Here is a 15146-nt window from a genome sequence, read left to right as displayed (position 1 = left end):
GGCAAATCGGGAATAGTGAACAGGGACGAGGGCGACAAGCCGTTCCCCCTATTCGCTACTCCCCATTCGCTCTTCACACTCCCAAGGACTTCAGCTTGCGGTGCAGCGCCGAGCGCTCCATGCCGATGAACTCGGCCGTGCGCGAGATGTTGCCGCCGAAACGGTTGATCTGCGCGATCAGATATTCCTTCTCGAACATTTCGCGTGCCTCGCGCAGCGGCAGCGCCATGATGTGCTGGTCGGACTGGCTGGGCGCCCGCGGCATCACGTCGCCGATTTCGGCCGGCAGCAGGTCGGCGGTGATCGGCGCCTCGACATCGTCGCCGCGGACGAGGATCATCAGCCGCTCGATGTTGTTGCGGAGCTGTCGGACGTTGCCCGGCCAGTTGTGTGCCTGCAGCACGGCTAGCGCATCGTCGCCTATGCGGCGCGGCCTGATGCCGGCCTGGCGCGCCACCTGCTTCATGAAATGGTCGACCAGATAGGGAATGTCCTCGCGGCGTTCGGCCAACCCCGGCACCATGACGGGAACGACGGCAAGCCTGTGATAGAGGTCTTCCCTGAAGCGGCCCTCGGCGATCATGCCCTCGAGATTCTGCGCCGTGGAGGAGATGATGCGGACGTCGACCTTGACCCGCTTGGTGCCTCCTACCCGCTCGAACTGCTGATCGACCAGAACGCGCAGGATCTTGCTCTGCGTCTCGCGCGGCATGTCGGCCACCTCGTCGAGATAGAGGATGCCGCGATGCGCCTCCTCAAGCGCGCCGACCTTGCGTTCGCCGCCGTTCGATTCGGTGCCGAAGAGCTCAATCTCCATGCGCTCCGGCGTGATCGTCGCCGCGTTGACCGTGACGAACGGGCCACCCTTGCGCGACGACAGCGCATGGATCGCCCGCGCCGCCAGTTCCTTGCCCGACCCGGAAGGACCGACGATCATGATGCGGCTGTTGGTCGGCGCAACGCGCTCGATGGTCTGCCTGAGCTGGCTCATCGCCGACGACATGCCGATCAGGTCGAAGGTCTCGCCGCTCCTCAGCTTGAGATCGGAAACCTCGCGCTTGAGCTTCGAGGTCTCCAGCGCGCGTTCGGCGATCAGGATCAGGCGGTCGGCCTTGAACGGCTTCTCGATGAAGTCGTAGGCGCCGCGCCGGATCGCGGAGACGGCCGTCTCTATATTGCCGTGACCCGAGATCATCACCACCGGCAGGTTGGGATGCATGGTCTTGATCTGGTCGAGCAGGGCAAGCCCGTCGAGGCGCGATCCCTGCAGCCAGATGTCCAGGAAGACCAGCCGCGGAACGCGGTCGGCGATCGCCGCCAGCGCGCTATCGGCATCGTGCGCGGTGCGCGTCTCATGGCCCTCGTCGCTCAGAATGCCCGCGACGAGTTCGCGGATGTCCTCTTCGTCGTCGACGATAAGAATGTCAGATGCCATCACTTACCTTCTCGATTTCTCTATCGTTTCCCGCCGAGGCGCCCGCTGCGGCAGCGGGCAGGAACATGGTGACCATTGCGCCGCGCCCGCCATGGAAATCCGGCGGAGCGTCATGCAGTTCCAGCCGGCCGCCATGGTCCTCGACGATCTTCTTGACGATTGCGAGGCCGAGTCCGGTGCCCTTCTCGCGCGTCGTCATGTAAGGTTCGAGCAGCCTTTGCCGGTTCTCCCGAGGCAGGCCCTTTCCGTTGTCGATGACGTCGACACGGATCATGCCGTCGGCCATGTCCGCGCGGATGCGGATTGCGCCCGTATCGCCGATTTCCTTGTTGACCGCCTCGATCGCCTCCGCGGCGTTCTTGATGACGTTGCCGAATGCTTGCGCCATCAGGCGGCTGTCGAAGGTGCCCTTCAGCGGCTCGTTGCCGAACTCGCGCTCGAACTTGATGTCGGTGCGGCTGACCTCGATGAGGAACGACGCCTCCCGCAGCGCTTCGCGGATGTCGATCACCTTCATCTCCGGCTTCGGCATGCGCGCAAAAGCCGAGAACTCGTCCACCATGCGGCCGATATCTTCGACCTGGCGGATGATAGTGTCGGTGCACTGGTCGAAGACCTCGCGATCCTCGGTGATGACCTTACCGTAGCGGCGGCGGATGCGTTCCGCCGAGAGCTGAATCGGCGTCAGCGGGTTCTTGATCTCGTGGGCGATGCGCCGCGCGACGTCGGCCCAGGCCGACGACCGCTGCGCCTGCACGAGATCGGTGATGTCGTCGACGGTGACGACATAGGACATGTCGCCTTGCGGGTCGTCGCCGCCCTCGATCGTCACCTGGACGTTGAAGGTCCGCTCGGCCCCAGCACGGTAGAACGTCACCTGTTCGCGATAGACCGGCCGCCCCGACTTGCGGCCGATCTCGAAGACGCGGCCGACATGCGGCAGCAGCGTCGACAGATTCTGTCCGAGGGACTCCTCGGCCGGCAGCGCGAGCATCGTCTCGGCCGAACGGTTGACGATGGTGATCGTGCCATCGGGATCGACGCCAATGACGCCCGCTGTCACGCCGGCGAGCACCGCCTCGGAGAACCGTCGGCGTTCATCGACGAGATCCTTCGCGCGCAGGATTTCGTCGCGTTGCGACTTCAGTTGCAGAAGCATCTTATTGAAAGTATCGCCGAGCGAGGCGACGTCTCCGTCCGACGGGCGTACCGGCACGGATACGTCGAGATTGCCCGTCGCCACCTCGTCGGCTGCGCCGATCAGCTGGCGGATCGGCCGGACCAGCCGGTCGGCGACCGCGATGCCGGTCCAGATCGCCGACAGGACGATGATCAGCGTCAGGCCGAGATAGAGCAGTCCGAAGGCGATCTGCGTGGTCCGGCGGTTGGCCTCGAGCCCGCGATATTCGTTGGTGTTGGCGGTGACGATCTGGCGCGCCCGGATCACCTCGGGGTCTACAAGGCGGATCGTGTAGAGGTAGGCGTCCTCGATCTGGCGCAGCTTGATGATCGCGCCGACGATGTTGCTGGTGCGCGGCTCGATCAGCACGGGCTGGCCGTCAGCGGCTTCGGCGACGGCCTCGGCGGGCGGCTCCGGCATATCGAAGTCCGACCGCGTCTGCGCGTTCATGATGAAGGAGCCGTCGACGCGGATGAGCGCCGCATGCGCAAGCGCCCTACCGACGGCCTGCTTGCTCAGGAATTCGCGAAAACCGGTGCGATCGAGGCCGTAAAGCGAACGCGCATTGTCGAGGTCGTTCGCCATCGACAGCGTCGTGCCCTGCAGGTTACGCGCATTCTCGCGCACATAGGCTTCGGCGATGGACAGCGACGAGTTGATGATCGTCTTGGTGCGGATCTCGAACCAGCGGTCGAGGCCGATGTCGAGCGTGATCGATGCGATTATCGCCACCAGCAGCGCCGGCAGCACTGCGATCAACGAGAACATGGCGACGATGCGCACATGCAGGCGCGAGGCGGCCTTGCCGCGCCGCCGCGCCATGGCGATGCGATGGACCTCCCGGCCGATGAGCGCGATCAGGACGACGACGAAGAGCGCATTGATGATGATGAGCGCGATCGTCGTGGCTTCGTCCGGGGCGATCGGCGTGGCGCCGACGAGGATCGCAAAGGAGATCGCCGCGGTGACCAGCGCTCCGATGACCGCGACAACGCCCGGCAGCGCCAACAGCCGCCGGCCATCGGCAGTTGCAGCGCTGTCGAAATACCTGTCTGGAATCGCCGGTGCCTGGACTGACATTGCCCGCTTCGGTTGCACGTGAATTGTGGCGATCTATGCAGCGCATTGTGGCGATTCTGCAACAAGCGTGGCATCAGAGACACTATCAACGTGTTTTTAGGGCAACACCTAGGGCTGGCAACCGCAGGATTGCTTCAAAGCGGCCTCAATCCGACGATTTCGAAGCCCGATAGACGTTCACGCCAAGGTCGCGGATCTTCTTTCTCAGCGTGTTCCGGTTGAGGCCGAGCAGCTCCGCGGCCTTGATCTGGTTGCCGCGCGTCGCCGTCATGGAGGCAAGGACCAGCGGATATTCGACCTCGGTCAGGATGCGCTGATAAAGGCCGGGCGGCGGCAGCCTCCCGCCAAAACTCGCGAAATAACGCTGGAGATAGTGCTCGGCCGCCTGCCCGATCGTCATGTCCTCCGGAACCATGGCGGCCCCGGCAGCCGCCGGCTGCTCTCCGGTCTTGAGTTCCGATTCGATGATTTCGGACGAAATCTCGTCCTGCGGGTAGAGCGCGGCAAGCCGGCGGATCAGGTTTTCGAGCTCGCGGACATTGCCCGGCCAGGGATAACGCTTCATCAGCTCGACGCCGCCGCTCGATATGCGTTTGGTGCGCAGCCCCTCGCTTTCGCCCTGCTTGAAGAAATGCCTGACCAGGTCGGGCACGTCCTCGGCCCGCTCGCGCAAGGGCGGCAATCGCAGCGGCACGACGTTGAGGCGATAAAAAAGATCCTCGCGGAACAGCCCCTGGCTGATCAGTGTGCGCAGGTCCTTGTTGGTCGCGGCGACGATGCGCACATCGGTCTTGATCGGAGTCCGGCCGCCGACGGTCGTGTATTCGCCCTGCTGCAACACGCGCAGCAGACGCGTCTGCGCCTCCATCGGCATGTCGCCGATCTCGTCGAGGAAGAGCGTGCCTCCTTCCGCCTGCTCGAAGCGTCCGGTCGAGCGGTTCTGCGCGCCGGTGAAGGCGCCCTTCTCATGGCCGAAGAGTTCCGACTCGATCAGGTCGCGCGGGATCGCCGCCATGTTGATGGCCACGAACGGACCGCTGCGGCGGCGGCCGTATTCATGCAGCGCACGCGCCACCAGCTCCTTGCCGGTGCCGGACTCGCCCGAGATCATGACGGTCAGGTCGGTCTGCATCATGCGGGCGAGCATGCGGTAGATGTCCTGCATGGCCGCCGAACGGCCGACCAGCGGCATCGCCTCGGCCTGGTCTTCCGTCCGGTTGTCGAATTTCGGCCGCCGCGGCTCCGACAGGGCACGGTTGACGATGCTCAGGAGTTCGTTGAGGTCGAACGGCTTCGGCAGGTATTCATAGGCGCCCGTTTCCGACGCGCGGATCGCGGTCATGAACGTGTTCTGCGCGCTCATCACGACGACCGGCAGCTCCGGTCGCGCCTTCTTGATGCGCGGCAGCATGTCGAAGGCGTTCTCGTCGGGCATCACGACATCGGTGATGACCAGATCGCCCTCGCCCGCCGCGACCCAGCGCCAGAGTGTCGCCGCGTTGGAGGTCACCCGGACCTCGTGGCCGACGCGGGAGAGCGCCTGGTTGAGCACGGTGCGGATCGCCGCGTCGTCGTCGGCGACCAGGATATTGCCTTGAACGGTCACTCGCTGTCTCCTTCGGTCTCGCCTCCAGGGGCAGCCGAAACCTCTTTCCAGGCCGGCATCAGCACGCGGAAGGTCGTGCCGCGCGGTGTCGCGTCGCACTCGATGATGCCGCCGTGGTCGCCGACGATTTTCGCGACAAGGGCAAGCCCCAGCCCGGAACCGTTCGGCTTGGTGGTGATGAAGGGATCGAAGAGGATAGGTAGGATGTCCTCCGACACGCCCGGGCCGTTGTCGCGCACGCAGAATTCGAGCGGCAGCGAAACGCGGTCCTGCGTGCCCGGAAAAGAAACGCGAATGCCCGGACGAAACGCCGTCGACAGCGTGATCTCGCCTTCCGGATTGTTGCCGACCGCCTCGGCAGCGTTCTTCACGAGGTTGAGGAACACCTGGATGAGCTGGTCGCGATTGGCATAGACCGGCGGAAGCGACGGATCGTAATCCTCGACGATCCTGATCTGGCTGGCAAAACCGTTCCCGGCGATCGCCTTCACATGGTCGAGGACGACGTGGATGTTGACCGGATAGCGGTCGATCGGCCGCTCGTCGGAAAAGATCTCCATGCGGTCGACCAGCGACACGATGCGGTCCGTCTCGTCGGTGATGAGGCGCGTCAGCGCCCTGTCCTCATCGGAGACCGCTGTTTCCAGGAGCTGCGCGGCGCCGCGGATGCCCGACAGCGGATTCTTGATCTCATGCGCCAGCATCGCCGCCAGGCCGGTCACCGAGCGGGCGGCGCTGCGGTGCGTCATCTGACGGTCGATCTTGTCGGCCATCGACCGTTCCTGGAACATCACGACAACCGAGCCCGGAAACTCCGGCACGGGAGCAACGTAGAGGTCGACGATCTTCTCGATGCCGACGCGCGGCGAGGAAACGTCGACACGGTATTCGTTCACCGGCGCCTTTCGCGCCCGCACCTGATCGACCAGCGCCAGGATCGGGCTACCGAAGGGCATGAAGTGAGCGAGCGTCTTGCGGGAAAGAGCCGCGGCGCTCGACCGGAAAAAATCCTCGGCGTCGGCATTGGCGAAGGTGATGTTGCCTTCCGGCCCGATCATGATCACCGGCCGGCGGATCGTATTGAGCACGATCTGGGCGGCGTCGGCTTCGGCCGCCGCGGGATATGCCTGCGCGCTCATGCTGCCGTCCTGGCTGGCTCGATGTCCGATGACGCCAGGAATGCAGCACGCAGGCCGCGGATCACCTCGGCCGGGTCGAACGATGTCATGATGGCGCTGCGCAAGGCACCAAGGCCCGGAGCATGCCGGTCAAGATACCAGCCGAGATGTTTTCGCGCCTGCCGCAGGCCGCTTTCGACGCCGTAAAGGGCGAGCATGTCTTCGTAGTGCCCGGCGACGTAGTCTGCCATCGCCTGCCCGCCCGCGGGGGCGTTGCTGGCGGCATCATTGCTGCCGGCCGCATGCGCGATCTGCCCGACGATCCAGGGCGCGCCGTAGCTGGCGCGGCCGACCATAACCGCGTCGGCACCGGACTGTTCGAGCACGGACATGGCCTCGGCAGGCGAACCGACATCGCCGTTCGCGACGACGGGGATCGAAACCGTGGCCTTGACGCGGGCGATCGCCCGCCAGTCGGCCTTGCCCTGATAGAACTGGCAGCGCGTGCGCCCATGGACGGTGACCATCTTCACCCCCGCCTCCTCGGCGCGCCGCGCCAGTACGGGCGCATTGAGGGCCGTCTCGTCCCAGCCGAGCCGCATCTTCACCGTCACCGGAACCTTCACCGCTCCGACGGTCGCATCGATCAGCGTGAGCGCATGATCGAGATCGCGCATCAGCGCGGAGCCGGAATAGCCGCCGGTCACCTTCTTCGCCGGACATCCCATGTTGATGTCGATGATGTCGGCGCCTTCCGCCTCGGCGATCGTTGCGGCCTCCGCCATGTGGTGCGCTTCCCGGCCGGCGAGTTGCACCATATGGACCGGCAGGCCGGAATGCCGCACGCGGCGGCCGGTATCGAGGCGGCCCTTGGCGAGTTCGCCCGAAGCGATCATCTCCGACACGACGAGCCCGGCGCCATGACCATAGGCACGGCGGCGGAAGGCTTCGTCGGTGACGCCCGACATCGGCGCCAGGAAAACCCGGTTACGTATCGACGTGCCGCCTATCTCGATGGGCTCGGCGAGCTTTTCGAATTCAGCCATGCATAAAAACCAAGCACTTTCTCTATATGCCTAAGCGATAGACAGTTTCTTTTGGGCGCGCAACCGTCAACGGGCGCGAAATTGCGTCGCGGGCCGGAATCCTCTGGTCTTCCGGATGCGGCCCGACTATGCGTCTGCCCCATGCAGGATGGATCGGAAACGCAGCCGGGTCAGGCGGCCGTGGTCATTGTCGCCGCCGGACGTGGTGAACGGGCCGGCAAGGCCGACGGGCCCAAACAGTATCGCCATATCGGCGGGCGGCCCGTCGTTTCCCATACGATACAGGCTTTTCTCAGTCATCCCAGGATCGGGCGGATCGTCGTCGCCATCCATCCTGATGACGACGAGCTGTTCCGGACGTCCACTTCGGAGTTCGCCGACGGGCGAGTCACCGCCATCCATGGCGGCGCCACCAGGCAGGAATCGACGCGGCTTGCGCTGCGCGCGCTTCGCGACGACGCGCCCAACATGGTGCTCATCCACGACGGCGTGCGTCCCTTCGTCGATCCCGGCCTCATCGATCGCACGATAGACGCGATCGACGAAAGGCAGGGCGCGCTGCCGGCGATGCAGGTGGCCGACACGCTGAAACGTATGAACGGCGACGGCAATGTCGGCGAGACGGTGCCGCGCGCCGGCCTGCACGCCGCCCAGACCCCGCAGGGCTTTCCGTTCTGGCCGATCCTCGCGGCGCATGAAAAGGCGTTCCAGCTCGGCAAGCAGGATTTTACCGACGACGCGGCCGTCGCCGAATGGGCCAAGATCCCCGTCCGTATCGTCACCGGCTCGCCGGACAACATGAAACTCACCTGGGCAAGGGACATGGTGGTGGCCGACCAGCGCCTCGGAAACCGCAGGCAGGCTTTTCCGGATGTGCGCACCGGCAACGGCTATGACGTGCATTCCTTCACATCGGGCGACCACGTCACGCTCTGCGGTGTGAAGATCCCACACGACAAGAAGCTGTCTGGCCACTCCGATGCCGATGTCGGCCTGCATGCGCTGACCGATGCGCTGCTCGCCACCTGCGGCGCCGGCGACATAGGCACGCATTTTCCGCCGTCCGACCCGCAATGGAAGGACGCGGCGTCGCACATCTTCGCGGAACACGCCGCGGCGATCGTGCGTTCCCGGGGGGGCCGCATCGCCAATGCCGACATCACGCTGATCTGCGAGGCGCCACGCATCGGCCCGCACCGCGAGGCCATGGTCGAGGCGATCGCCTCCATGCTGAACATTTCGGCCGGTCGCATCTCGATCAAGGCAACCACAAACGAGCGTCTGGGTTTCATAGGCCGTGAAGAAGGGATAGCGGCGATTGCCACGGCCAGCGTGATTTTCCCGGGAGAGGTTCCGGAATGAATGATTGGGGCGACCTGGCGGACAGCTTCCTGAAGGCCTGCGCGCATCGCAAGATACTGGTGGCGACGGCCGAATCCTGCACCGGCGGCATGATCATCTCGCTGCTCACCGACATCCCCGGATCGTCGTCGATGGTCGACCGCGGCTTCGTCACCTATTCCAACGAGGCCAAGACCGAGATGATCGGCGTTTCGCCCGAAACGCTGGAGAAGCATGGCGCGGTCTCCTCCGAAACGGCCCATGAAATGGCGGCCGGCGCCCTGGAGAACTCACGCGCCGGCATAACCCTTGCGGTGACGGGTATCGCCGGCCCCGACGGCGGCTCGGCGGAGAAGCCGGTCGGGCTGGTCTGGTTTGGGCTTGCGCTTTCGGGCAAGCCGGTGATCACGGAAAAGCGCATCTTCGAGAACCGCGGCCGCGATTTCATCCGCCGCGAGACGGTCAAGCACGCCCTCGGCATGGGTCTCAGGGCAATGGCGGATCAGGCCGCGCCCGTCGATCCGTAAACCGCGTCTGCCCGTTTTTCGAAGGCGCTCGTGAACATGCGGAAGGCGCGGTCGAACATCGCACCCATCATGGCGCCGAGGATACGGCTCTTGAATTCATAGTCGATGAAGAAGTGGATGTCGGTGCCACCGTCCGCCGCCGTGTCGAAACGCCAGATGTTGCTCAGATAGCGAAACGGGCCGTCGAGATATTTGACGTCGATGGCGTTCTCGTCGGGCTTCAGATGCACCTGGCTGGTGAACGTCTCGCGGATCGCCTTGTAGCCCACGGTCATGTCGGCGACCAGAACCGTGCGGCCTTCGCGCTCCTTGCGCGAGCGCACCGTCAGCGCCTCGCAAAGCGGCAGGAATTCGGGATACTTCTCCACGTCGGCGACCAGCGCGAACATCTCGTGCGGCGGATGGGTGACGTGCTTGATCGTTTCGAACTGCGGCATGGATCAGTCCGTATCACGCCTTTCGAGCAGAGCAAGCAGCGCGCCGGCATCACGACGCGAATCGAGAACGAAAACCGGCACGTCGGGGCCGTGCTTCACGATGCCTTCGAGAACCTCCGGCACCTCATCCTTTTCGAAATTCCAGATGTAGCGCAGGAATTCGAGGTCGATCTTTTCCGGGCAGTCGTCGGCCATCTCGGGCCGCGACCTTCCCGCATAGCGGATGCGCCTCAGGACCACCCGTGCGATGCAAAGCAGCCGTGGCAGGCGCAGCCACAGCACCAAGTCGGCGCGCGGCAGGCGCAGATCCATCGTGCCGGGGCTGGTGCCATCCATGATCCACCGTTCCTGGGCAACGGCCCGCGCAATCATCGCGCGGATTTCTCCACGCTCCCGCGACCTCCATCCCGGAAGCCAGAAGAAGGCGCGGTCCATCGAAACGTATGGCAGGCCGAGCCGGGCGGAAAGTCTCTGCGCAAGCGTCGACTTGCCGCTGCCAGAGCAGCCGATGACCAGCACGCGACCGGCCGAGCCAAGACGATCGGCGCAGGCTGAGAGATCATTCAGGCCGTATGCGAAAGCAGCTTCTCCCGCGCCGCGCGCAACCTGGCGAAGTCCTCGCCGGCGTGGTGCGACGAGCGCGTCAGCGGGCTCGCCGCGACGAGCAGGAAGCCCTTGGTCTTGCCGACCGTCTCGTAGGACTTGAACTCGTCGGGCGTGACGAAGCGCTTCACCGGGTGGTGCTTCTTCGTCGGCTGCAGATACTGGCCGATCGTCATGAAGTCGACATTGGCCGATCTGAGATCGTCCATTAGCTGCAGGATCTCGTTCCGCTCCTCGCCGAGGCCGACCATGATACCGGACTTGGTGAAGATCGACGGATCGAGTTCCTTCACCCGCTGCAGAAGTCGGATCGAATGGAAGTAGCGGGCGCCCGGACGAACGGTCAGATAGTTCGAGGGCACGGTTTCCAGATTGTGGTTGAACACGTCGGGCCTGGCCGCGACGACGACCTCCAGCGCGCCATCCTTGCGCAGGAAGTCCGGCGTCAGGATTTCGATCGTGGTGCTAGGCGTGCGCGCGCGGATTGCATGGATCACCTCGGCGAAATGCTGGGCGCCACCGTCGTCAAGATCGTCGCGATCGACCGAGGTGATGACGACATGGGTCAGCCCCATCTGGTGGACGGCATCAGCCACCCGCGCCGGCTCTTCCGGGTCGAGCGCGGTCGGTATGCCGGTGGCGACGTTGCAGAAGGCGCATGCCCGCGTACAGATCTCACCCATGATCATGAAGGTGGCGTGCTTCTTGTCCCAGCACTCGCCGATGTTCGGGCAGCCGGCCTCCTCGCACACCGTGACCAGCTTGTTCGCCTTCACGATCGCGCGCGTATCAGCGTAGCCCTTCGAGGTCGGAGCCTTGACCCTGATCCAGTCGGGCTTGCGCAGCACTTCCTGGTCGGGCCGGTGGGCCTTCTCGGGATGCCTGGCGCGCGGCGCGTCGGTAATACGATCGAGGACGGTGACCATGTTTCTCAGTTCACTCCGCTTTGCCTGACACGCCCGAAGATCCACAGGATGACCACTGCGCCGGCAACCGCCACGATCAGGTTGCCGAGGAAGCCCTGGTAGTTCAGGCCGAGAACGCCGGCCAGCGTGCCGCCGACGAAGGAGCCGGCAATGCCGACCAGAATGTTGGTGAACAGGCCGTGCTCGCGGTTCATCGCCTTCTCGGCGACGTAGCCGGCGATGAAGCCGATGACGAGCATGCCGAAAAAGCCGACGCCCGGCATTCCCATGATTCCGACGCTCTGTTCCATCCCCGAGTCTCCTCTCAGAGGCTAGTTGCAAACCGTCATATAGGCCGCAACGCCGCGCGCCAACAGATGCGGGACGACACGGCTCCTATGCGTTGAGCACGCGGCCATAGGCGTCGAGCACGCTTTCCTTCATGGTTTCCGACAGGGTCGGGTGCGGGAAGATCGTGTGGAAGAGCTCTTCCTCGGTGGTCTCCAGATTCATGGCCACGACAAAACCCTGGATGAGCTCGGTGACTTCCGCCCCGACCATGTGCGCGCCGAGCAGCTGGCCGGTCTTCTTGTCGAAGATCGTCTTGACCATGCCCTGGTCCTCGCCGAGCGCGATGGCCTTGCCGTTGGCGACGAAGGGGAAGCGGCCGACGCGGATGTCGTAGCCTGCTTCCTTGGCCTTGGCTTCCGTAAGGCCGACCGACGCAACCTGCGGACTGCAATAGGTGCAGCCGGGGATCTTCAGCTTGTCCATCGGGTGCACATTGGGCAGGCCGGCGATCTTCTCGACGCAGATCACCGCCTCGTGCTCCGCCTTGTGGGCGAGCATCGGCGGTCCCGCGACATCGCCGATCGCGTAGACGCCCGGCACGTTGGTCCGGCCGTAGCCGTCGATGACGATGGTGCCACGCTCCGTCTTCACGCCGAGCGCCTCCAGGCCGATGTTCTCGACATTGCCCTGCACGCCGACCGCCGAGATCATCCGGTCGGCGGTGAGCTTCTCGACCTTGCCGCCCTTCGTCTCGACATGGGCGGTGACAGAATCCTTGCCCTTCTCGACCTTGGCCACCTTGGCCTCGAGCAGGATCTTCATGCCCTGCTTCTCGAACTGCTTCTTCGCGAAGGTCGCGATCTCGGTGTCCTCGACCGGCATCACCTGCGGCATGATCTCGACCACGGTCACGTCTACGCCCATGGTGCGGTAGAAGGAGGCGAATTCGATGCCGATCGCGCCCGACCCCATGACCAGCAGCGACTTCGGCATCTCCTTGGGCACCATCGCCTCGAAATAGGTCCAGATCAGCTTGCCGTCGGGCTCGATGCCGGGCAGCGCGCGCGGCCTAGCGCCGGTGGCGATGATGATGTGCTTGGCGGTGTAGGTGCCCTCGCCCAGCGTGTTCTTCGGCACCGGGCCCATCGGCTCCATCGGCTTCTTGGACGTCTTGGCGACGACGATCTCATTGGGTTTGGTGAGCTTCGCCTCGCCCCAGATGACGTCGACCTTGTTCTTCTTCATCAGGAAGCCGACGCCGTTGTTCATGCGCTGCGCGATGCCGCGCGAACGCTCGACGATCGCCTTCACGTCGGGCGTCACCTTGCCTTCGATCGTGAAGCCGTAGTTCTTGGCGTGCTCGGCATAATGAAACACCTCGGCCGTGCGCAGCAGCGCCTTGGTCGGGATGCAGCCCCAGTTGGAGCAGATGCCGGCGAGATGCTCGCGCTCGACGACCGCCGTCTTCAGCCCGAGCTGCGCGGCGCGGATCGCCGCGATGTAGCCGCCGGGGCCCGAGCCGATGATGATCACGTCGTAAGCGTTGGCCACGGCATCTCTCCTCAGAGTTCGAGCATCTTGCGCACCACGGGCGCAATCCCGCGCCCGATCGCGCGCGTGTTTTCGGCGTCGAGATGGATGCCGTCGAGCGGCGAGGTCTTTGCGACGCTGCCTGCATCGAAAAAGCTGCAGCCTGTCATCTCGGCAAGCTCGGCATAGAGCCGCGGCAGATGCTGCGAGGCGGCCTCGCCGCCGGCGAAGAATTCCTTGAACTCGACATGATCCGTGCGGGTGATCGGCGGTGGCGAAACGAGCAGGATTTTCGGGGCTGCCCAGCCGAAGCCGTAGTCGGTGCCTCGCACGATCTCGACCAGCCTGAGCAGGCCGTACTTGGCCGTGAACGGGCTGCCGTGGATCCACGGCTTCATGTCGTTGGCGCCGAGCAGAATGATGACGAGGTCTAGCGGCGCATGCGTCAGCAGCGCCGTCGCCAGGGTCTTGGCGGCGTTGCGTTCGGCGGCCGAGAGATGGTCGTCGAAGGCCGTGGTGCGTCCGTTGAGGCCATCGGGGATGACGCGAGCAGCGCCGGCCAATTCGGCCTCCAGCACGCTCGGCCAGCGGTCTTCATAGGCATGCCGCCCGGTACCCTCTGCGCTGTAGCCCCAGGTCAGCGAGTCGCCATAGGCAAGAATGGTTTTCGTCATGCTACACCAGCATCCCGATCGGGTTCTCGATATGGCGCTTGAAGGCGACGAGAAGCTCGGCGCCTAGCGCGCCGTCCACGGCGCGGTGGTCGGTCGACAGCGTCACCGACATGATGGTGGCGACCTTGATCTCGCCGTTCTTCACCACCGCCCGCTCGTCGCCGGCCCCGACCGCCAGGATCGTCGCGTGCGGCGGGTTGATGACCGCCGAAAAATCCTTGATGCCGAACATGCCGAGGTTGGACACCGCCGTGGTGCCGCCCTGGTATTCCTCCGGCTTCAGCTTCTTGGTCCTGGCCCGCGCGGCAAGATCCTTCATCTCGTTGGCGATCACCGACAGCGTCTTTTCGTCGGCGCGCCGGATGATCGGCGTGATCAGCCCGCCAGGGATGGAGACGGCGACGCCGACATCGGCATGCTTGTGCTGCACCATGGCGGTTTCGGTCCACGACACGTTGGCGGTGGGCACATCGCGCAGCGCCAGCGCCATCGCCTTGATGACCATGTCGTTGACCGAGACCTTGTAGGCCGGCGTCTCGCCCTTGTCGGTCTTCTTCACCGGGGCGGCCGCGTTGATCTGGGTCCGCAGCGCCAGGAGCGCGTCAATCTCGCAGTCGAGCGTGAGATAAAAGTGCGGGATGGTCGACTTCGCCTCGACCAGCCGCCTTGCGATGGTCTTGCGCATGTTGTCGTGCGGGACGAGCTCGTAGGAGCCTTCCTCGAAGAGCTTCAGTACCGCGTCGTCCGACATCGGCTTGCCGGCCGGCGCGGGAGTTCCTGCCTTGGCGGCAGGCGCAGCCTTCGTGCCGCCGCCGGCGACCGCGGCGTCGACGTCCGCCCGCACGATGCGCCCATGCGGGCCGGTACCTTTGACGGCGGCGATGTCGATGCCGGCATCCTTGGCGATGCGCCGCGCCAGCGGCGAGGCGAAGACGCGATCGCCGGCCGCATGGCCGTTCGCCGCGGGAGCGGCTGCCGGCGCCTTTTCCGCCTTGGCAGGCTCGGCTTTCGGCGCTTCGGCCTTCACCTCCGCTTTCGGCGCTTCGGCGGCCTTGGGGGCTTCGGCCTTCTTCTCGGGAGCGCCGCCGGACTTGGCAGCCGCGCCCGCATCCTCGCCTTCGCCGGCGAGCACCGCGATTAGCGCATTGACCTTCACGCCCTCGGTGCCTTCAGGCACGACGATCTTGGCGACGGTGCCCTCGTCGACCGCCTCGACTTCCATCGTCGCCTTGTCGGTCTCGATCTCGGCGATCACGTCGCCCGGCGAAACCTTGTCGCCCTCCTTGACCAGCCACTTGGCGAGATTGCCCTCTTCCATCGTGGGCGAGAGGGCCGGCATTGTGATGTTGATCGGCATCGTGTCCTCCCAACCG

14 protein-coding genes are annotated in these 15146 nt (G+C 64.8%); 2 read left to right on the top strand and 12 right to left on the bottom strand.

Annotated elements, in window-relative coordinates; translation table 11 throughout:
• Positions 1–73: 73 nt before the first annotated feature.
• From D8676_RS20705 to dusB, 5 genes are all read right to left on the bottom strand, one after another.
• Complete coding sequence (locus tag D8676_RS20705) at positions 74–1435, bottom strand: sigma-54 dependent transcriptional regulator (protein ID WP_121582985.1); 1362 nt, start codon at positions 1433–1435, stop codon at positions 74–76.
• A complete protein-coding gene (locus tag D8676_RS20700; RefSeq protein ID WP_121582984.1) occupies positions 1425–3695 on the bottom strand; it encodes a PAS domain-containing sensor histidine kinase in 2271 nt (756 codons plus the stop codon). Before D8676_RS20700 ends, D8676_RS20705 begins: the two co-directional genes overlap by 11 nt.
• 145 nt (positions 3696–3840) lie before the next feature.
• Positions 3841–5301, bottom strand: a complete 1461-nt coding sequence (ntrC, locus tag D8676_RS20695; RefSeq protein WP_121582983.1) for a nitrogen regulation protein NR(I) — start codon at positions 5299–5301, stop codon at positions 3841–3843.
• On the bottom strand, positions 5298–6440 hold the full coding sequence (locus D8676_RS20690) for a nitrogen regulation protein NR(II) (RefSeq protein ID WP_121582982.1): 1143 nt from the start codon (positions 6438–6440) through the stop codon (positions 5298–5300). Before D8676_RS20690 ends, ntrC begins: the two co-directional genes overlap by 4 nt.
• Positions 6437–7465 carry a tRNA dihydrouridine synthase DusB gene (dusB, locus tag D8676_RS20685; protein ID WP_121582981.1) on the bottom strand — a complete coding sequence of 343 codons (1029 nt, stop codon included), beginning with the start codon at positions 7463–7465 and terminating at the stop codon, positions 6437–6439. The genes D8676_RS20690 and dusB overlap by 4 nt, the downstream gene beginning before the upstream one ends.
• Before the next feature lie 141 nt (positions 7466–7606).
• Here dusB and D8676_RS20680 point away from each other — a divergent pair, with 141 nt between their 5' ends.
• Both D8676_RS20680 and D8676_RS20675 read left to right on the top strand, forming a co-directional pair.
• Entirely contained in the window at positions 7607–8827 is a 1221-nt protein-coding gene (locus tag D8676_RS20680) for a bifunctional 2-C-methyl-D-erythritol 4-phosphate cytidylyltransferase/2-C-methyl-D-erythritol 2,4-cyclodiphosphate synthase (RefSeq protein ID WP_121582980.1), read from the top strand.
• Positions 8824–9333 carry a CinA family protein gene (locus D8676_RS20675; RefSeq protein ID WP_121582979.1) on the top strand — a complete coding sequence of 170 codons (510 nt, stop codon included), beginning with the start codon at positions 8824–8826 and terminating at the stop codon, positions 9331–9333. The genes D8676_RS20680 and D8676_RS20675 overlap by 4 nt, the downstream gene beginning before the upstream one ends.
• On the opposite strand, the gene D8676_RS20670 is transcribed toward D8676_RS20675, so the two are convergent.
• The 7 genes from D8676_RS20670 to D8676_RS20640 form a co-directional block, all read right to left on the bottom strand.
• Positions 9309–9770, bottom strand: coding sequence for a type II toxin-antitoxin system RatA family toxin (locus D8676_RS20670; RefSeq protein ID WP_121582978.1), 462 nt, complete (start codon positions 9768–9770; stop codon positions 9309–9311). The two genes, D8676_RS20675 and D8676_RS20670, sit on opposite strands and share 25 nt — an antisense overlap.
• 3 nt (positions 9771–9773) lie before the next feature.
• On the bottom strand, positions 9774–10289 hold the full coding sequence (locus D8676_RS20665) for an AAA family ATPase (RefSeq protein WP_245426981.1): 516 nt from the start codon (positions 10287–10289) through the stop codon (positions 9774–9776).
• Positions 10290–10333: 44 nt separating this feature from the next.
• Positions 10334–11299, bottom strand: coding sequence for a lipoyl synthase (gene lipA / locus D8676_RS20660; protein ID WP_121582976.1), 966 nt, complete (start codon positions 11297–11299; stop codon positions 10334–10336).
• Positions 11300–11304: 5 nt separating this feature from the next.
• The gene (locus D8676_RS20655) at positions 11305–11589 is read right to left on the bottom strand and encodes a GlsB/YeaQ/YmgE family stress response membrane protein (RefSeq protein ID WP_121582975.1); all 285 of its coding nucleotides are present in this window, start codon (positions 11587–11589) and stop codon (positions 11305–11307) included.
• Positions 11590–11674: 85 nt separating this feature from the next.
• Complete coding sequence (gene lpdA, locus D8676_RS20650; protein ID WP_121582974.1) at positions 11675–13120, bottom strand: dihydrolipoyl dehydrogenase; 1446 nt, start codon at positions 13118–13120, stop codon at positions 11675–11677.
• Positions 13121–13131: 11 nt separating this feature from the next.
• Complete coding sequence (locus D8676_RS20645) at positions 13132–13773, bottom strand: SGNH/GDSL hydrolase family protein (RefSeq protein WP_121582973.1); 642 nt, start codon at positions 13771–13773, stop codon at positions 13132–13134.
• 1 nt (position 13774) lies between these two features.
• On the bottom strand, positions 13775–15130 hold the full coding sequence (locus D8676_RS20640) for a pyruvate dehydrogenase complex dihydrolipoamide acetyltransferase (protein ID WP_121582972.1): 1356 nt from the start codon (positions 15128–15130) through the stop codon (positions 13775–13777).
• Between the last annotated feature and the right edge of the window lie 16 nt (positions 15131–15146).

The organism is Mesorhizobium sp. YM1C-6-2, assembly GCF_003666685.1.
GTDB lineage: Bacteria > Pseudomonadota > Alphaproteobacteria > Rhizobiales > Rhizobiaceae > Mesorhizobium_K.
The sequence above is the reverse complement of the archived record's forward strand: the minus strand, read 5'-3'. Positions and strand labels throughout refer to the sequence as shown.